5 protein-coding genes are annotated in these 20,840 nt (G+C 72.4%); 2 read left to right on the forward strand and 3 right to left on the reverse strand.

The window, feature by feature from the left end:
- Together OC490_RS33585 and OC490_RS33590 are read left to right on the forward strand one after the other, a co-directional pair.
- Positions 1–15,787: non-ribosomal peptide synthetase (locus tag OC490_RS33585; protein ID WP_262061793.1), on the forward strand; the 15,787-nt coding region annotated here is incomplete at its 5' end.
- A 50-nt stretch (positions 15,788–15,837) separates the two neighbouring features.
- A complete protein-coding gene (locus OC490_RS33590) occupies positions 15,838–16,041 on the forward strand; it encodes an MbtH family protein (protein ID WP_093624131.1) in 204 nt (67 codons plus the stop codon).
- A gap of 58 nt (positions 16,042–16,099) precedes the next feature.
- Here the strand turns inward: OC490_RS33590 and OC490_RS33595 are convergent, their stop codons facing one another.
- Genes OC490_RS33595 through OC490_RS33605 form a run of 3 tightly spaced genes read right to left on the reverse strand, consistent with a single transcriptional unit; the run spans position 16,100 to position 20,733 of the window.
- Positions 16,100–17,176 (reverse strand): iron-siderophore ABC transporter substrate-binding protein, encoded by a 1,077-nt coding sequence (locus OC490_RS33595; protein WP_262061794.1) that lies wholly within the window; start codon positions 17,174–17,176, stop codon positions 16,100–16,102.
- Positions 17,177–17,224: 48 nt separating this feature from the next.
- Positions 17,225–19,033, reverse strand: coding sequence for an ABC transporter ATP-binding protein (locus tag OC490_RS33600; protein ID WP_262061795.1), 1,809 nt, complete (start codon positions 19,031–19,033; stop codon positions 17,225–17,227).
- Complete coding sequence (locus OC490_RS33605) at positions 19,030–20,733, reverse strand: ABC transporter ATP-binding protein (RefSeq protein ID WP_262061796.1); 1,704 nt, start codon at positions 20,731–20,733, stop codon at positions 19,030–19,032. Before OC490_RS33605 ends, OC490_RS33600 begins: the two co-directional genes overlap by 4 nt.
- Between the last annotated feature and the right edge of the window lie 107 nt (positions 20,734–20,840).

Here is a 20,840-nt window from a genome sequence, read left to right on the forward strand (position 1 = left end):
CCGCTTCGTCGCCGACCCGTACGCCACCGAACCCGGCGCCCGTATGTACCGCACCGGCGACCTGGTGCGCCGCCGCGCCGAAGGCACGATCGACTACCTCGGCCGCACCGACCGCCAGGTCAAGCTGCGCGGCAACCGCGTCGAACTCGGCGAGATCGAGGCCGAGTTGACCCGCATCCCAGCTGTGGCCCGAGGCGCGGTCGTCATCCGTGACCAGCGGCTCATCGCCTACGCGGTCCCGGCGGCCGGGGCGGGCGTCGACCCCGCGGACCTGCGCGCCGCCCTCGCGGAGGCGCTGCCCGCGCCCCTGGTCCCGGAGGCGTACGTCGTCCTCGCCGACCTCCCGCTCACCCCGAGCGGCAAGCTCGACCAGGCCGCACTGCCCGTCCCCGAGGCCGAGCGCGCCGAACGCCGCCTGCCCGCAGGGCCGTTGGAACAGCGGCTCACCGAGATCTTCGCGGCCGTCCTCGGCATCGAGGACGTCGGCCCCGACGACGACTTCTTCCGCCTCGGCGGCGACAGCATCAGCTCCATCGGCGTCGCGAGTCGCGCCCGCGCGGCGGGCCTGGACCTGAGCCCGCGCGACGTGTTCACGCACCGCACGCCCGCCGCCCTCGCGCTGGCGGCCGGCACCGCAACGGCCGTAGCCACCAACCGTGTTGAGGCATTCACCCTCACCGGCGCCGAACACGCCCGTGTCCGCGCCGTCGCCGCCCCGGCGGACGTCGCCGACGTATGGCCGCTGGCCCCCCTCCAGGAGGGCCTGTTCTTCCACTCGGCCTACGACGAGGGCGCGTTGGACGTCTACACCGTCCACGAGACCTTCGACTTCGCCACCCGCCTCGACACCACCCGTCTGCGCGCCGCCGTCCGTACCCTCCTCGACCGCAACCCGGGCCTGCGCGCCGGCTTCACCAGCGACGGCCTCGACCAGCCGGTCCAGTTCATCGTCGAGGACCCGGAGATCCCCCTCGAAGAGGTTGACCTCTCGCTCCTCCCGGCAGCCGAACAGGACGTACTCCTAAGGGAGTTGACGGACGCCGAACGCAACCGCCGCTTCGACCTGTCCGCACCCCCGCTGTTCCGCCTCCTCCTGCTGCGCCTCGGCGCGGAACGCGGCGACCGACTGGTCATCGGCCGCCATCTGATCCTCTGGGACGGCTGGTCGGCCTGGCTGTTCCTCGACGAGCTGTTCGCGCTCTACGAGACGGGCGGCGACGGCAACGCCCTGCCCGAGCCGGGCAGTTACCGCGACTACCTGACCTGGCTGGAGGAGCAGGACGACTCCGTCGCCACGGCCGCCTGGCGCACCGCGCTCGCCGGCCTCGACGAGCCGACCCTGCTCGCACCCACCGCCGCCGACGGCCTCGAACCGGTCATCCCCGACCAGCTCGACACCCGTCTCCCCGCCGAACTCGGCGACCGGCTCCGCAAGTTGGCGCCCGCCCACGGCCTGACCCTCAACACGATCCTCAACGCGGCCTGGGGTCTCACCCTCGCCTCCGCGACCGGCCGCGCGGACGTCGTCTTCGGTACCACCGTCGCCGGCCGCCCCAGCGAGGTCCCGGACGTCGGCAACATCATCGGCCTGTTCCTCAACACCGTCCCGACCCGTATCGCCCTCGACCCCGCCGAGCCGGTCCTCGACCTGCTCCGCCGCATCCAGGGCGAACGCCTCGACCTCATGCCGTACGAGCACCTCAGCCTCGGTGTCCTCCAGGCCGAGACCGGACACCGCAAGCTCTTCGACACGCTGTTCGTGCTGCGCAACAACGACACCGAGGAACGGCTCGCCGACCTCAAGACCCGGCACGGCGCCACCGCCGTCGCCAACGTCGACGCCACCCACTACCCGGCCAACCTCGTCATCACCCCCGGCCGCGAGATCGCCGTCACCCTCACCCACCGCCCCGACCTCGTCCCAACTGCCCACGCACAGGCCCTCCTCGACCGCTTCGCGCTCCTCGTCGACCGCCTCACCGCCGACCTCACGGCACCGGTCGGCTCCCTCGACGCCCTCCTCCCCGCCGAACACGAGGCGCTGCGGCGGGAGTCGGCGGCCAGCCGTGTCCCGGACCCCGAGGACACCATCGCCGACCTGCTGGCGGCGCAGGCCGAACGCACCCCGGACGAGCGGGCCCTGGTCTTCGGCGAGCGCAGCATGACGTACGCCGAACTCGACGCGGCCGTGAACCGCATGGCCCGGCTGCTGATCGACCGGGGCGCGGGCCCCGAGCGGGTCGTCGCCCTCGCTCTGCCGCGTTCCCTCGACATGGTGGTGGCCCTCTTCGCGGTCCTGCGCACCGGAGCGGCCTACCTCCCCCTGGAGTTGGACCACCCGGCCGACCGCCTGTCCCTGATGCTGGCCGACGCCCGCCCGCTCCTCCTGCTCAGCACCACGGCCGTATCGGCCACGCTGGACGGCGAGACGACCCGCGTCCTGCTCGACAACCCGGACGTGAAGGGGGAGTTGGCGGATCAGCCGGACGCTCCCGTCCGCCTCCGCTTCAGCCTTGAACACCCCGCCTACGTCATCTACACCTCCGGCTCCACCGGCCGCCCCAAGGGCGTCGTCACCCCCTACCGGGGCCTGACGAACATGCAGTTGAACCACCAGAAGGAGATCTTCGAACCCGCCATCGCCTCGGCCGGCGGGCGACGGCTGCGCATCGCGCACACCGTGTCCTTCGCCTTCGACATGTCGTGGGAGGAACTGCTCTGGCTCGTCGAGGGCCACGAAGTGCACGTCTGCGACGAGGAGTTGCGGCGCGACGCCGAAGCGCTGGTCGCCTACTGCGAACGCCACCGCGTCGACGTGGTCAACGTCACCCCCACCTACGCCCGACTCCTCATCGAGCAGGGCCTGTTGGAGGGCCACGTCCCGCCGCTCGTCCTGCTCGGCGGCGAAGCCGTGCCGGAGACGGTGTGGACGGCCCTGCGCGACACCGAGGGCACGTACGGCTACAACCTGTACGGGCCGACCGAGTACACGATCAACACCCTCGGCGGCGGCACCCGCGACAGCGACACCCCCACCGTCGGCAAGCCCATCCGGGGCACCCGCGCCCACATCCTCGACGCCTGGCTGCGCCCGGTGCCGGACGGGGTGCCCGGCGAGCTGTACATCGCCGGAATCGGCCTGGCCCGCGGCTACTTGGACCGGCCCGCGCTGACCTCCGAACGCTTTGTCGCCGACCCGTTCGGCGAGCCCGGCGAGCGCATGTACCGCACCGGCGACCTGGTCCGCCGCAACCCGGACGGCAACCTCGACTTCCTCGGCCGCACCGACGACCAGGTCAAGATCCGCGGTTACCGCATCGAACCCGGCGAGATCGAGACCGCTCTCAGCCGCCACCCGCTCGTCTCCCAGGCCGCCGTGGTCGTCCGCGACGAACGCCTCGTCGGCTATGTCGTACCGTCCGGCGCCGACTCGGCGGAGCGCACCGCCGCCGAGGCCGCGCAGGTGGGGGAGTGGCAGGAGATCTACTCCGACGAGTACGAGGAGATCGGCACCGCCGTCTTCACCGAGCGGTACGACGGCTGGGACAGCTCCTACGACGGCCGGCCCATCCCCTTCGAGGAGATGCACGAGTGGCGCGAGGCCACCCTCGCCCGCATCGGCGCCCTCAAGCCCCGCCGCATCCTCGAAGTCGGCGTCGGCTCCGGCCTGTTGCTGTCCCGGCTGGCCCCGGACTCGGAGGCGTACTGGGCCACGGACTTCGCCGCCCCCGTCATCCGCAAGATAGGCGAGGAAGTACGGCGCGACCCCGCGCTCGCCGCCAAGGTCGAACTCCGCTGCCGCCCGGCCGAGGACCTGAGCGGGCTGCCGTTCGCCTACTTCGACACGATCGTCATCAACTCCGTCATCCAGTACTTCCCGAGCATCGACCACCTCACCACCGTGATACACGGCTTGATGGACCTGCTCGCGCCCGGCGGCGCCCTGTTCGTCGGCGACGTCCGCAACCTGCGGCTCGCCGGCACCTTCCACACCGAGATCCAGCGCGCCAGGGGCACCGCCGAGGCGGACCTGGAGCGGGCGGTGGAACGCGGACTGCGCCTGGAGAAGGAACTCCTCGTAGACCCCGACTACTTCACCACCCTCGGCTACGGCGTCGACCTGCGCACCAAGCGCGCCCACCACCACAACGAACTGTCCCGGCACCGCTACGACGTCGTCCTCTACGCCGACGACCCGGACGTGAGCCTGGACAACACCCCGTCCGTCGACTGGGCCACAGGCAACACCATCGGCGAACTCCTGCGCGGCGACTGGTCGTCGGCCGAGGCGATCGGTGAACTCCTGCGCGGCGGCTGGTCCGTGACCGGCGCCACCGCCGAACGCCCGCGCGGCGAACGGCCCGAGGCGCTGCGCTTCACCGGCATCCCGGACGGCCGTACGAGCGAGACGGGCGTCGACCCCGAGCACCTGCACGAGCTGGGTACGGCGGCCGGATACCGGGTGCTGACGACCTGGTCGGAGCAGGAGGGCACGTACGACGCCGTGTTCCTGCGCTCCGACGAACTCCGCCTGACCGGCGGCCTGTTCCGGCCCGGCGGCGGCACCCACCCCTACGCCAACGACCCCACCGCCGCCCGCGAGGCGAGCGCGCTCGTACGCCGCCTGCGTGAGGACCTGGGCCGCGAACTGCCCGACTACATGGTCCCGTCGGCCTTCGTCACCGTCGACGGCCTGCCCATGAACGCCAACGGCAAGCTCGACGTCCGTGCCCTGCCCGACGCCGAACCCGCCGTCGCCCTCGGCGGCGGACGCGGCCCGCGCACCCCGCAGGAAGAGGTGCTCTGCCGCCTGTTCGCCGAGGTGTTGGGGCTCCCCGAGGTCGGCGCCGAGGACAACTTCTTCGACCTGGGCGGTCATTCACTCCTCGCCACCCGGCTGGTCAGTCGCGCCCGCACCGAGCTGGGCACCGAACTCGCCATCCGTGACCTCTTCGAAGCCCCCACACCCGCCCTGCTCGCGGGCCGTGCGGACGCGGCGAGCCCGGCCCGTCCGGCGGTCACGCACATCGCGGACCGGCCGGCCCGCGTTCCGCTGTCGGCCGCCCAGCGACGGCTGTTGCTCGTCGAGGAGATCACCGGCAGCGGTGTCGCCTACAACTTCCCGCTGGTCTTCCGACTGCGCGGCATCCTCGACACCGACGCGCTGGCCGCCGCCCTGCGGGACGTCGCCGGACGGCACGAGGCTCTGCGGACGGTGTTCCCGGCACATGAGGGCGAGCCGTACCAGCGGCTTCTCCCCGCCGATGCGGCGGTCCCGGCCTGCACGGTCGTCGACTGCGCCGAGGACGAACTGCCCGCGCTGATCGAGTCCGCCCAGCGCCGCCCCTTCGACCTCACCACCGAACTCCCGCTGCGGTGCGAGGTGTTCAGGCTCGGATTCGACGAGCAGGTGGTGGCCGTCGTCCTGCACCACATCACCACCGACGAGTGGTCCGACCGGCCCTTCCTCGCAGATCTCAACACCGCCTACGCCGCGCGCCGGGAGGGACGGGAGCCGGCATGGCCGCCGCTGCCGGTGCAGTACGCCGACTACACCCTCTGGCAGGAGGACCTGCTGGCCCGCACCGGCGAGGCCCAACTCGCCCACTGGGCCGACGCCTTGCGCGGTCTGCCCGACGAACTCGCCCTGCCCGCCGACCGGCCGCGCCCCGCCGACCCGACCGGCCACGGGGGGAAGGTCCGCCTGGAACTGCCCGCTGCCACCGGCCACGCCCTGCGCGACCTCACCACCGCCACCGGGACCAGCATGTTCATGCTGTTCCAGGCGGCCACCGCCGCACTCCTGAACCGGCTCGGCGCGGGCGACGACATCCCGCTCGGCGCCCCTGTCGCAGGCCGCACCGACGAGGCCCTCGCCGACCTGGTGGGCTTCTTCGTCAACACCCTTGTCCTGCGCACCGACGTGTCCGGCGACGAGCTGACCTTCCGCGAACTCCTCGCTCGCGCAAGGGAGTCGTCCCTCGCGGCCTTCGAGTACCAGGACCTGCCCTTCGACCGGGTGGTGGAAGCCCTCAACCCGCCGCGCGTGGCGGGCCGCAACCCGCTCTTCCAGGTCATGCTCGGTTACCACCACCGCCCCGAAGGCGACCCGGACGTGCTCGGCCTCGCGACCGAGTGGTTCGACATGGACACCGGTATGGCCAAGTTCGACCTCCACTTCACGTTCGTCGACGAGACCGGCCGCGAACGGGTGGTCCTGATCCTGGAGTACGCGACCGACCTCTTCGACGAGTCGACCGCCGAACGCATCGCAGGCCGCATGGCCCGTCTGCTGGACCGTGCGGCAGCCGAACCCGACCGCGCGGTGCGGGACCTGGACCTCCTGGAGGACGGCGAACGCGCCCTGGTCCTGGGGGAGTGGAACGTCACCGAGCACCCCGTCCCGGCCACCACCCTGCCGGAACTCTTCCGCGCCCAGGTGACCCGCACCCCCGACGCCACGGCCCTCGTCTTCGAGGGACAGCGGCTGACATACGGCGAACTGGACGCCCAAGTGGAGCGCACGGCAGGGGTGTTGGCCGCGCTCGGCGCAGGCCCCGAGCAGACCGTCGCCGTGGCGCTGCCGCGCTCACTCGAACTCGTCGTCGCCCTGCTCGCCGTCCACCGCGCCGGAGCCGCCTACCTCCCGCTCGACCCCGACTACCCGGACGACCGCCTCGCCCTCATGGTCGAGGACGCCCGCCCGGTGTACGTGGTCCGAGACACTCTGCCGACCGGCCCTGAGGCCCAACTCCCCACGTCCTACGACCCCTCGCACCCCGCCTACGTCATCTACACCTCCGGATCCACTGGCCGGCCCAAGGGTGTCGTCGTCCCGCACCAGGGCATCGTCAACCGGCTGCTGTGGATGCAGGACGCGTATCGACTCACCCCTGCTGACCGGGTGTTGCAGAAGACACCGTCCAGCTTCGACGTGTCGGTGTGGGAGTTCTTCTGGCCCCTGATCACCGGTGCCACCCTGGTCGTCGCCCGCCCCGAGGGCCACCGCGACCCGGCCTACCTGGCCCGGCTGATCCGCGAACAGGACGTCACCACCGCCCACTTCGTGCCCTCGATGCTCCAACTCTTCCTGGAGGAACCGACCGCGGCCGACTGCACCGGCCTGCGTCGCGTGATGTGCAGCGGCGAGGCCCTGCCCGTCGCCCTCAGCCACCGCTTCCACGACGTCCTGACCAGCACCGAACTGCACAACCTCTACGGCCCCACCGAGGCCTCGGTCGACGTGACGGCCGTGGAGATCGGACCGGACGCGACGAGCGTGCCGATCGGCCGCCCGGTATGGAACACCCGCACCTACGTACTCGACGCCGGACTGTGTCCCGTACCGCCCGGCATCCCGGGCGAGTTGTACCTGGCGGGCATCCAGCTCGCGCGCGGCTACCTCGACCGGCCCGGCCTGACCGCCGAGCGCTTCGTCGCCGACCCGTACGCCACCGAACCCGGCGCCCGTATGTACCGCACCGGCGACCTGGCCCGCTGGGACGCCGACGGGGCGATCGAGTACCTGGGCCGCACCGACGACCAGGTGAAGGTGCGCGGTTTCCGCGTCGAACCCGGCGAGATCGAGGGCGTGTTGACCACGCACCCGTCCGTCGCGCACGCGGTCGTGGTGGTCCGGGAGCAGACCCTCGTCGCGTATGTGGTCCCGGCCGGGCCCGTCGAGGTGACGTCCCTGCGCGCCCACACCTCAGCCGCCCTTCCCGCCCACATGGTCCCGGCCGCCTTTGTCACCCTCGACACGCTGCCCCTCACCCCCAACGGCAAGCTCGACCGCGCCGCCCTGCCCGCCCCCGACTTCACGACCGGCACGGACACGGGCACCCCGCCCCGCAGCCCGCGCGAGGAGATCCTCACCGGACTCTTCGGCGAGATCCTCGGCCTCGAACAGGTCGGCGCAGACGGCGACTTCTTCGCGCTCGGCGGCCACTCCCTGCTCGCCATGCGCCTGGTCAGCCGCGTCCGCGGACTGCTCGGCGCCGACCTCACCGTCCGTACCGTCTTCGAGGCGCCCACCCCCGCACTCCTCGCGGCCCGCCTCGACGACAGGGCCGGCGGACTCCCCGCCCTCGTCCCCGCCGAACGACCCGACGAACTCCCGCTCTCCTTCGCCCAGCAGCGCCTGTGGCTGCTGCACCGCATCGAGGGTCCGGGCGCCACGTACAACATCCCGGCCGCCTGGCGCCTGACCGGCACACTCGACCGGGACGCGCTGTCCGCCGCGCTGGACGACCTCGCCGCACGCCACGAAAGCCTGCGCACGGTCTTCCCCGAGCGGGACGGCCGCCCCCACCAGGTCGTGCTGGACCGGGCCTCGGTCCCCCTGCACCACAGCCGGGTCACGGAGACCGAGCTGTCCGCCCTGCTCGCCGAGGCCGCCGCGCGCGGCTTCGACATCGACCGCGAACTCCCGCTGCGCGCCCATGTGTTCGAGGTGAGTGAAGACCAGCACGTGCTGTTGCTGGTGCTGCACCACATCGCCGGCGACCAGTGGTCCGACGGGCCGCTGTGGCGGGACCTGGCCGCCGCGTACGAGGCCCGCCGCGAGGGGCGGGCACCCGCGTGGGCGCCGCTTCCCGTGCAGTATGCCGACTACGCCCTCTGGCACCGCGAGGCGCTCGGCGACCCCGACGCCCCGGACAGCCGCCAGTCCCGCCAACTCGCCTACTGGCAGCAGGCGTTGGCGGGACTCCCCGACGAACTCGCGCTGCCCGTCGACCGGCCCCGCCCGCTGGAGAGCAGCCACCGGGGCGGTGCCGTAGGACTCACCCTTGATGCCGAACGCACCCGCGACCTGCGGGCGTTGGCCCGCCGCCACGGCGTCAGTATGTTCATGGTCACCCAGGCCGCCGTCGCCGCGCTGCTGCACCGGCTCGGTGCCGGGGACGACATCCCGCTCGGCGCACCGATCTCCGGACGGGCCGACGAGCACCTCGAAGACCTGATCGGGTTCTTCGTCAACACCCTTGTCCTGCGCACCGATCTGTCCGGCGACCCCACGTTCGCCGATCTGCTCGCCCGCGTCCGGGACACCGACCTCGCCGCCTACGAGCACCAGGACCTGCCCTTCGAGCGCCTGGTCGAGGCGGTCAACCCGACCCGCTCACTGGCCCGGCACCCGCTGTTCCAGGTGATGGTCGTCCACCTCGACGACGAGGGCGCCACCCCCACCCTGCCCGGACTGACCGCGCGCCGCGAGGAACTCGGCCAGCAGGGCGCCAAGTTCGACCTCAGCTTCGACTTCGTCGAGCAGGGCGCGGACGGCATGCGGTGCTGGATCGAGTACAGCGCCGACCTCTTCGACGAGTCGACCGCCGAACTCCTCGCCCAGCGCCTGGAGTCGCTGCTCGCCCAGACAGTCCTCGACCCCGACCGTCGCATCGGCGCCCTCGACATCCTCCGCGACGACGAACGCGCCCTCGTCCTCACCGACTGGAACGCCACCACCCGCACCGTCCCCGACTTCACCCTGCCCGAGCTGTTCCGCTCCCAGGTCGCCCGCACCCCCGAGGCCACGGCGGTCGTCTTCGAGGACACCACTCTCACCTACGCCGAACTCAACCTGCGCGTAGAGAAGTTGGCCCACACCCTCGCGGCGCACGGCGCGCGGGCGGAGGCCGTCGTCGCCGTCGCCCTGCCGCGCTCCCTCGCCCTCGTGGTCGCTCTCCTGGCGGCCCACCGCGCGGGCGCCGCCTACCTGCCCCTGGACACCGGCCACCCGGCCGAACGACTCGCCCACACGCTCACCGACGCCCGCCCGGTCTGCCTGGTCACCACAGACGGCGTCACCCTCCCGGACACCGACGTGCCCACCCTCACGGTCGACACGGACGGCACGCCCGACCACCCGGCACACGCACCCCTGCCCACCGCCCACGATCCCCGCCACCCCGCCTACGTCATCTACACCTCCGGCTCCACCGGCCGCCCCAAGGGCGTCACCGTCCCCCACCAGGGCATCACCAACCGCCTGTTGTGGATGCAGGACACCTACCGCCTCGACGCCGACGACCGGGTCCTGCAGAAGACCCCGGCCGGATTCGACGTGTCCGTGTGGGAGTTCTTCTGGCCGCTCATCACCGGCGCCACCCTCGTCGTGGCCCGGCCCGAAGGTCACCAGGACCCGGCCTACCTCACCGAACTGATCCGGCGTCAGCACATCACCACGGCCCACTTCGTGCCGTCGATGCTGCGCGCCTTCCTCGGCGAACCCACCGCCGCCGGCTGCACCGACCTGCGCCAAGTGATGTGCAGCGGCGAGGCGTTGCCCGCCCCGCTGGCCACCCGCTTCCACCAGGTTCTCGCCGACACCCGGCTGCACAACCTCTACGGCCCCACCGAGGCGTCCGTCGACGTCACCGCCCACGAGGTGCCCGCCGACCCGGCCACCGTGCCGATCGGCCGCCCGGTGTGGAACACCCGCACCTATGTCCTCGACGCCCACCTGCGCCCGGTACCGCCCGGCGTGGCCGGCGAACTGTATCTGGCGGGCGTCCAGTTGGCGCGCGGTTACCTCGGCCGCTCCGCCCTGACCGCCGAACGCTTCGTCGCCGACCCGTACACCACCGAGCCCGGCGCCCGCATGTACCGCACCGGCGACCTGGCCCGCTGGACCCGGGACGGCGCACTGGAGTACCTGGGCCGCGCCGACGACCAGGTCAAACTGCGCGGCTTCCGTATCGAACTCGGCGAGATCGAGAGCGTGTTGGCCGCGCACGCGAGCGTCGCGCACGCCACCGTCGTCGTACGCGACGACCGGCTCGTGGCGTACGTCGTACCGGCCGGAACCCCGGCCGAATCCGCCGAACTCCGCGCCCACACCGCCCGTTCGCTGCCCGACCACATGGTCCCGGCCGCCGTCGTCACCCTCGACGCCCTCCCGCTCACCCCCAACGGCAAACTGGACCGCCGCGCCCTGCCCGCGCCCGACTTCGCGGCCAAGGTCACCGACACCCGGCCGCGCACGGAGCTGGAGGAGACCCTCTGCGCACTCGTCGCGGATGTCCTCGGGCTCGAACGGGTCGGTGTCGAGGACGACTTCTTCACTCTCGGCGGCGACAGCATCGTGGCCATGCAGCTCGTGGCCCGCGCACGTGCCGCCGGGCTCACCTTCAGCCCGCGTGACGTCTTCCGCCACAAGTCGGCGGCCGGGCTCGCCACCGTGACCGCGACCACGCTCACCGCCGAGCGCGCCGACGACACCGTGCTGCTCGACCTCACCGACGACGAGCGCGCCGAACTCGCCGCGCTGCCTGCCGGATCCGAGGTCCTGCCCGTCTCCCCGCTCCAGGCCGGCCTGCTCTTCCACGCCGCCCTCGACTCGGGTGACGACGGCCCGGACGTCTACACCGTCCAGGTCTCCTACGACCTCGAAGGCCCCCTCGACCCCGACCGGCTGCACAGCGCCGCACAGTCCGTGCTCGACGCGCACGAGAACCTGCGCAGCGGCTTCCGGCACCTGTCCTCCGGACGTCCCGTGGCCGTCGTACCGCGTACGGCTGTCCTGCCGTGGCGGCAGCTCGACCTGGCCGACGAGCCCGGGGAGTGGGACCGGCTGCTCGTCCAGGAGCGGCGCCGCTTCGATCCCGAACAGCCGCCGCTGCTACGGCTGTTGCTGGCCCGCCTCGGTCCGGACCGGCACCGGCTCGTGCTCTCGCACCAGCACCTCCTCCTGGACGGCTGGTCGCTGCCGCTGCTCACCGCCGAACTGTGGGCCCGTTACGAGGGCCGCACCCCGCCCGCGGCCGCCCCGTACCGCGAACACCTGCGGCTGCTCGCCGCCCAGGACCCGGCCGCTTCTGCCACCGCGTGGGCCGAGGCGCTCGGCGGGCTGCCCGAGCCGACCCGGCTCGCACCCGTCGACCCCGACCGGGCCGCCGTCGTACCGAGCACCCACACCGTGGAGTTGGACCCGGACCGTACGGCGGAACTGGAGGCGTTCGCGCGCCGCCGGGGTGTCACCGTCAACACCCTTGTCCAGGCCGCCTGGGGCGTGCTCCTCGGCCGGCTCACCGGGCGCACCGACGTGGTGTTCGGTGCCACTGTCGCCGGGCGCTCGCCCGAACTGGCCGGTGCCGAGTCAATGATCGGCCTGTTCATCAACACCGTGCCGGTACGGGTGAACGTCCGCCCGGAGGAGAGCACGGCCGCCCTGCTGACACGGCTCCAGGACGAGCAGTCCGCTCTCATCGCCCACCAGCACCTCGGCCTCGCCGACATCCAGCGGGCCGCCGGACTCGGTGAACTCTTCGACACCCTCGTGGTGTTCGAGTCGTATCCCGTGGCCGACGCGGAGGAATCGGGGGACGGTCCGCGCGTCACCGTCCGGGACCACGAGGACTCCACCCACTACCCGTTCGCGTGGGCCGTCGAGCCCGCCGAACGGCTGCGGCTGACCGCCGAGTTCCGTCCCGACCTGTTCCGACCGGCTGTCGTACGACGGATCTCGGACGCGCTGACCACCCTCCTCACCGGGATGGCGGCCGACCCCGACCGGCCTGTCGGACGCCTCGACCTGCTCGGCCCCGCCGACCTGCACACCGTCCTGGAGAGCTGGAACGACACCGCGCTCCCGGACTCCGAACGCCTCGGCACGGTCCCCGAGTTGTTCGCCGCGCAGGCCGCCGCAGGACCGGACGCGATAGCGGTCACGGATGGCCGCACGACCTACACGTTCGCCGAACTGGACGCCCGCACCGACCAGTTGGCGCGCACCCTCGCCGGACACGGCGCCGGGCCCGAGCGGATCGTGGCCCTCGCACTGCCCCGCACCGTCGACCACATCGCCGCGATCCTCGCCGTGATGAAGGCGGGCGCCGCCTATCTGCCCCTCGACCCCGACCTTCCCGCCTCCCGCCTGACCGGCATGCTCGACGACGCCCGCCCCGTGCTGATCCTGGCCACGGGCGAGACGGCCGCCACGCTGCCCCCAACCGGCGTACCGGTTCTGCGGCTTGACGCCCCGGCCGAGGGGCTGCCGCAGGCGGAACCCGTCGCCCCCGGCCCCGACCACCCCGCCTACGTCATTTACACCTCCGGCTCCACCGGCCGCCCCAAGGGCGTCGTCGTCACCCAGCGAGGCATCGCCAACCTCTTCCACAGCCACCGCCACGACCTGCACCAGGTGGCCAGGGAACGCACCGGACTCCGGCGCCTGCGGGTCGGGCACGCCTGGTCGTTCTCCTTCGACGCCTCCTGGCAGCCGCAGCTGTGGCTGCTGGACGGACACGCCCTGCACATCGCGGACGACGAGACCCGCCGTGACCCCGAACTCCTCGCCGAGTTCATCCGCGGCCGGGGCATCGACTTCATCGAGGTCACCCCGTCGCTGCTCGCGCAGATGGCGGACAGCGGACTGATCGGCGCCGAGGGCGACTGCCCGCTCGCGGTGGTCGGCTTCGGCGGCGAGGCCGTCCCCGAGTCGCTGTGGACGCGGCTCGCCGCGTTGCCGGACACCGAGGCGTTCAACCTGTACGGCCCCACCGAGGCCACCGTCGACGCGCTCGTCGGCCGGGTCCGCGACAGCGCAACCCCGGTCGTCGGACGCCCCGTCCACGAGTCCCGTGCCTACGTCCTCGACACCGCCCTGCGCCCCGTACCGCCCGGCGTCACCGGCGAGTTGTACCTTTCGGGCCCGGGTCTCGCCCGCGGCTACCTCGACCGGCCCGACCTCACCGCCGAACGCTTCGTCGCCGACCCGTTCGGGCCCCCCGGCACACGCATGTACCGCACCGGCGACCTGGCCCGCTGGACCGAGGACGGCCTGCTGGAGTTCGCCGGCCGTACCGACGACCAGGTCAAGATCCGCGGCTTCCGCATCGAACTCGCCGAGATCGAGGCCGCGTTGGACACCCACCCGGCCGTCACCCAGACCGTCGTCGTGGCCCGCGAACACCGGCCGGGCGTCCGGCAGTTGATTGCCTACGCGGTCGCCGAGGACACGGACGGGACCGCCCTTCGCGCCCACGCCGACGCCGTGCTGCCCGACTACATGGTCCCGGCCGCCGTGGTCGTCCTCGACCAACTGCCGCTGATGTCCAACGGCAAGCTCGACCGATCGGCCCTGCCCGCCCCGGACTTCACCGCTACGGGCGGCGGCCGGGCCCCCGAGAACGACGCCGAGCACACCCTGCGCGACCTGTTCGCGGACGCCCTCGGGCTACCCGCCGAGGCGGTCGGCACGGACGACGACTTCTTCACCTTCGGCGGAGACAGCATCGTCGCCATGCAACTCGTCGCCCGCGCCCGGGCCGGCGGCCTGCGCGTCACCCCGCGCCAGGTCTTCCAGCACCGAACTGTCGCCGCCCTCGCGGCAGTTGCCGTCCCGCTCGGCACCGGCGAACGGCACGCCGTCCACGACGACGGCACCGGCACCGTCCCGCTCACCCCGATCATGCGCGGCCTGCTGGAGCGCGGCGGCCCCATCGCCGCCTACCACCAGGCGGCCCTGGTACAGACCCCCGCCGACCTGACCGAAGACGGACTCCTGACCGTCCTCAAGGCGCTCGCCGACCGGCACGACATGCTCCGGGCCCGGCTCGTGCGCGCAGCGGAATGGACTCTGCGGGTGCCCCCGGCCGAGGACACCGACGTCAGCACCTGGCTTACCCGCGCCGATGTGCGTGGGCTGGACGAGGCCGGTCTGCGCGCCGCCATCTCCCACCACGCCGAGACCGCGCGCTCCGCGCTCGACCCGGACGCCGGTGCGATGGTGCGGGCGGTCTGGTTCGACGCCGGACCCGGACAGCCCGGGCGGCTGCTGATCCTCGTCCACCACCTGGTCGTCGACGGCGTCTCCTGGCGCGTGCTGCTGCCCGACCTGGCCACCGCCTGGGCAGCGGTCCGAGGCGGTCGTAAGGTCGAACTCGCGCCCGTGGAGCTGTCGTTCGCCCGCTGGTCCCGGCTCCTGGGGACCCGCGCGGGCGATCCCGCCACCGAGGACGAACTGCCGTGGTGGACCTCCGCCCTCGCCGAAGGGGCGGGCCTTCCGCTGGCTCGTCCGCTCGACCCCGCCCGGGACACCGTCGCCACCACCCGCCACCTCTCCCTGACCCTGCCCGCCGACCTCACCGAACCGCTGTTGAGCCGCGCCCCGGCCGCCTTCGGCGCCACTGTCAACGACGTCCTGCTCACGGCGTTCGCGCTGGCGGTCGGGGACTGGCGGACCCGGACACTCGGCGCGCGGGACACGGGCGGGCCCGTCCTCGTCGACCTGGAGGGCCACGGCCGCGAGGAGCAACTCGCCGGCGACGCCGACCTGTCCCGTACGGTCGGCTGGTTCACCAGCGTCGTACCCGTACGACTCGACCCGGGCCAGGCCGACTTGGCGGACGCCTTCGCGGGCGGGCCCGCGCTGGACACGGCCCTGGCCCGGGTCCGCGCCCACCTCACCGCGCTGCCCGCGGCCGGCATCGGGCACGGGCTGCTGCGCCACCTCAACGCCCGGACCGGCCCGCTCCTCGCCCAAGTCGCCGAGCCACAGATCGAGTTCAACTACATGGGCCGCTTCGACCGCCCGGCGGCGGCCGACTGGTCCTACGCGCCCGAGGACGACGCGGCCGACCTCGACGCCGACCCCGGCCAGCCGATGTCCCACGCCCTGACCCTCAACGCCATCACCGAGAACCGCCCCGAGGGCCCGGAGCTCAGCGCCCACTGGGCGTACGCCGCCGAACTCCTCACCGAGGAGCAGGTGCAGGACCTGGCCCGCACCTGGTTCCGGGCCCTGGAGGCCGTCGTACGACGGGCGGACGCTCTCAACAGGACCTGACCGAAACGCACTTACCCACCAGAACGCACGAGAGGCAAGGAACCCCCGACATGAGCAACCCGTTCGAGAACCCCGAAGGCGTCTACTCCGTCCTCGTCAACGACGAGGGCCAGTACAGCCTGTGGCCCGACTTCGTGGACGTACCGGCCGGCTGGACGGTCGCGCACGGACCCGCCGCCCGGCAGGAGTGCCTGGACCACATCGAGGCCAACTGGACGGACATGCGGCCCAAGAGCCTGGTCGACGGGGTCTGAGCACACGAAAGGGGGCCGGTCCGAGTGGTGAACTCGGACCGGCCCCCCTTCAGTTGGGTCAGGAGGCGGGCTGCTCCACCTTCGTCGACGTCTTGCCGTCCACCGCCGCCGCGAGCTGCGGCACCAGCCGGTCCAGGACGTAGGGGATGCTCAACACGGTGGAGAGGGATACTGCGTTGCCGTAGTCACCGGTCTCCTTGATGAAGACCTCGCGGCCCTGCTTCACCACGTTCAGATCGCCGTAGATCTTGTCGTCGTGCAGCTTGGTGACGGCCGTGGTGGTGTCCGGCACGATCCACACGGCGACCTTCTGGTCGAGCAGGTCGTAGCGCTCCTTGCTGATGTTGGCGCCGAACGTGTCCCCGATGACCTTGTCGAGGTCCTTCGGGAGCGAGAAGCCCAGGTCGGACAGGAGTCGGGAGCGCGGGTCCTGGCTGCCGTAGACGAAGACGCCCTCGTACGGGGTCGCCATGACGGCCGAGGCGCCGGCGAACGCGGGGTTGGCCTTCTTGGCCGCGTCGAACTTGGCCTCGACGCCCGCCACCAGGGTCTTGGCCTCGGCGGACTTGCCGAGCGCCTGGCCGATCTCCTCGGTCTGCTGCTGCCACGGCACGCCGTAGTCGTTGTACGCCTTCGGCTGGGCGACGACCGGCGCGAACTGCGACAGGCTCTGGTACTGCGCCTTGGTGAGACCCGAGTAGACGGCGAGGATCAGATCGGGCTTCAGGGCGGCGATCTTCTCCACCTGCGGCCCGGTGCCGGTGTCCTTGAGGACGGTCGGCGCAGCCGCACTGCCCAACTTGTCCTGGGCCCACGGGCCGATGGCGCCCTTGTAGCCGCCGAGCCACTCGGTCGTGCCGACCGGCACCTTGCCCAGGGCGAGCACGGCGTCCTGGTCGGTGAGGCCGACGGTGACGATGCGCTTGGGCTCGGACCTGATCGTCGTACTGCCGAACTTGTGGGCGATCGTCACGGGGAACGCGTCGGCGGAGGCCTTCGCCTCCGAACCCGACGTGCTGGTGGCGGACGAGGTGGAGTCGGAGTCGGAGGATCCGCAGCCCACCGCCGTGACGGCCAGCAGGAGTACGGAGGCGAGCAGGCCGGACAGCCGGGAGGCTCTGGTGGCGCGGGGCATCGGATGATCCTTCTGTTCGTCGCGATGGGTCGGCGGGGGGTGACGGGTTCAGGGAGTGATGGAGGAACGGCTGCTGGACCAGGCCTGCCAGAGAGCGGCGTACTGGCCCTGGGCGGCGAGGAGTTCGTCGTGCGTGCCGTTCTCCACGACCCGGCCGCCGCTGAGGACGACCACCCGGTCCGCGGAGGCGGCCTGGCTCAGCCGGTGCGCCACGACCAGCGCCGTACGGCCGCGCAGGGCCTGTTCGGCGGCCTCGTCGAGCTGACGGGCGCCCGAACTGCCCGCCTCCGCCGTCGCCTCGTCGAGCACGACGACCGGCGGGTCGGCCAACAGCAGCCGGGCCAGCGCGAGTTGCTGGGCGCGGTCAGCGGTCAGCCGGTGACCGCCGTCGCCCACGACCGTGTCCAGGCCCTCCGGCAGCGCCTCGGCCCAGCCGAGCGCGCCCACCGTTTCCAGCGCCTCCCGCAGCTCCTCGATGTGCGCGTCCGGTCGGGCCAGCCGCAGATCGTCGACGAGCGGCCCGGCGAAGACATGGACCTCCTGCGTGACGAGCCCGACCAACTGTCCTGCCTCGTCCGGCTCCTGGCCGCCGACGTCGATCCGGCCCGACTGAGGGCGGTGCAGCCCCGCGACCAGCTTGGCGAGCGTCGTCTTGCCCGCACCGGTCGTCCCGACCAGCGCGACCCGCTCCTTGGGCCGGATCTCCAGGTCGACGTCGTGCAGCACCGGGCGGCCCGGCACATACGCGTGCGAGACACCGGTCAGCGTCACGGACGGGGGCCCGGCCGCAGCCGTACGGTCGTCAGCGCGCCCGGCGACCACCGGCGCGGGTTCGTCCACGACCCCAACTAGCCTTGCCAGTCCGGCCGTTGCCGACTGGGCGTCGTCCAGCAGCACCAGCGCGGTGTTGACCGGACCGAAGAGACTGTGGAAGTAGAGCGCAGCTGCGGTGGCCGTACCGACCGAGGCGGAACCGTCACGCACCAGCAGGAAGCCGGTGACCAGGACGGCGGACAGCCCCAGATACTCCGCGATGTGCAGCCGACTGTAGAAGCGCAGCATCAGCCGCACCCCGCTCATCGTCAACTCCACGGCGGCGCGCGAGCGTTCGGTGACCTGCCGGGTGTGCCCCTGCTGCAGCCGGTGCGCCCGGACGGTCCGCGCCCCGCCGATGGTGTCCAGCAACTGCTGCTGCTGGGTCCCGGTCGCGATGCGCTCCTTGGCGTACAGCGGAACGGCGTTGCGCACATACCAGCGGGCGGTGTGCGCCTGCACGGGCACGGCGATCAGCGCGGCGAGCAGGAAACGCCAGTCCAGCAGGGCGAGCGCGCCCAGCGTCAGCACGATGGACAACGCGGACCGCGCCAGCTCGGGCAGCGCGCCGCGCACCGCGTCCGCGACCCGTGAAACATCCCGCGTCACACGGGAGTTGAGGTCCCCGGAGCCGGCCTTCTCGATCCGGTCCAGGGGCAACGACAGCGCCCGCTCGACGAACAGTTCGCGCAGCCGCGCGAGCGCGGTCTCCCCGAGCCGGGACACCAGCGACATACCGAGTGCGGTCGTCACTCCTTGGACCACGGCGACCCCGGCCAGCGCGACCACGGGCAGCGTGAGCGCGTCGGGGGAGCGGCGCTCGGTGACCACGTCGACGATATGGCCCAGCAGCGGCTGCGTGATCAGCCCGACGGCCGTGGCGACCACCATCAGCCCGAACCCGGCGAGGGCCAACCCCCGCTGCGGACGCAGGAGTTCGCGCACCGCGGCACGGGTGCGGGCGGGCGTGGCGGTGGGGAGGAGAGCACGGTCGGAGTCCGTCCGCAGGCCTTCGGAGTCCGTCCGTATGTCGTCCGTCGTCATGCCAGCACCGCCGTCCGGTAGGTCGTGTCGGTCCGCACCAGGTCCGCGTGGGTGCCCTCGGCGCCGACACGGCCGGCGTCGAGGAGGATCACGTGGTCGGTGACGGCGAGGAGTGCCGGGCTGTTGGTCACGACGATCGTGGTGCGGCCCTGCCGGAACTCGCGCAGCCCCGCCGCGATCCGCGCCTCGGTCACCGTGTCGACGGCCGTCGTCGGATCGTGAACGACCAGGACGGACGGCCCGGCACGCAAGGCCCTTGCCAGCAGCACGCGTTGACGCTGACCGCCGGACAGGGACCGGCCGCCCTCGCCGACACCGGTGGCGGTGCCGTACGGCAGGGACTCGGCCACCTCGTCGGCACGGGCGGCGGCCATGGCGCGCTCGGTAAGGAGCTGGTCGTCGGCCGACTCCTCCTCCGGAGTCACGTTGGCCGCCAACGAGCCCTCGAACAGGGCGGCGTCGTGCGCGGCGACCAGTACCGCCGCCCGAAGTCCCGTCGGATCCAGCCGGGTCAGCGGCACACCGTCCAGCTCCACCGAACCCGACTCGGGGTCGATCTCCCGGCCCAGACAGCGCAACAGAGCTTCGGCGCCGGCCGGATCGGTCACCGCTATGCCGGTCAACTGCCCGGCGCGCAGGTCGAGATCGACGCCGTCGAGACCGCCGAGCCGTACGCCCCGCAGCCGCAGTTCGCCGCGCACGGGTTCGGCGACCGGGTCGTCGCCGTCCAGGACGGCGGGCCGGGCGGCGAGCACCTCGGCGACCCGGGCGGCCGAGGCCCGGCCCTGCGCCAGCTCGGCGTTGACCCACGCGAACGTCTCCAACGGCCCCAGCAGGAACAGCGCGAGCCCCACAGCCGACACCAACTGCCCCAATGTGAGCGACCCGTCGAGTGCCAGCCGCCCGCCCACCAGGGCGATGAGCGCGATGAACCCACCGGTGAGCGCGAGCACGAGCCCGGTCTGCCAGGACTCGGCACGCGCCGAACGCAGCGTGGCGGCAAGGGAGATACGGCTCGTCCGCCGATACCGCTCGACGGCGGCCTGCTGCGCGCCCAGCCCCTTCAGCACCCGCAGCCCGGCCACCAGGTCGGCGGCCACGCCCGAGGCATGGGCGGCCCGGTCCTGCTCGGCCTCGCTGCGCCGCTCCAGCGGCTTGGACAGCAGATGCCCGAGCCACAGCAGAACAGGGGTGCCCAGCAGCACGATCAGCCCGAGCGTCACCGAGATCAGCAGCAGTGCGACGGCGCTCACGGCGACACCCGCGACGGCCCAGATCCCGCTCATCAAAGCCATGTTGACCGCGCCGACCCGCTTGGCGTCCTCGGTGGCGACATTGGCCAGCTCACCGGGCAGCCGCCCCTCCTCGGCCCCGCCGCGGGCGTCCAGCACCCGCCCGACGATCGCCAACCGGAGTGTGTGCGCGGCCTCTTCGGCCCCGCGCTCGCCGGCCTTGGCGCCCAGCCGGAAACTCCACGACAGCGTCACGTACATGAGGGCCAGTACGCCGAGCCAGCGCGCCAGTCGCCCCGCGTCCTGACCGGCGACGGCCTGATCGATGACGACACCGATGAGCACCGGCACCAGGGCTTCCCCCAGTTGGTGCACGCATCCGAGCGCCGAGCCGAGAGCGACGCGCCGTAGCTGTCCCTTGACCGAGCGCGCCAGGACGTCCCGCCCCGACAGTTCCCCTGCTCCCACCAGCCACCCTCCGGAACCCGGCCAACTTAGGCAAGGCTACCTTAAGTGAATTGCGGGAGGTGAGAGCCCTTTCTGCCCGCTCGGTAGGTAACGGAGCGGTTCCGATG

It is taken from the genome of Streptomyces sp. STR69, assembly GCF_024519455.1.
In the GTDB taxonomy this organism is placed as follows: domain Bacteria; phylum Actinomycetota; class Actinomycetes; order Streptomycetales; family Streptomycetaceae; genus Streptomyces.

Bases quoted from the DNA above. Each gene is read 5' to 3' on its own strand.
- OC490_RS33590 (WP_093624131.1), top strand. From the start codon at position 15,838: ATGAGCAACCCGTTCGAGAACCCCGAAGGCGTCTACTCCGTCCTCGTC.
- OC490_RS33595 (WP_262061794.1), bottom strand. From the start codon at position 17,176: ATGCCCCGCGCCACCAGAGCCTCCCGGCTGTCCGGCCTGCTCGCCTCC.
- OC490_RS33600 (WP_262061795.1), bottom strand. From the start codon at position 19,033: ATGACGACGGACGACATACGGACGGACTCCGAAGGCCTGCGGACGGAC.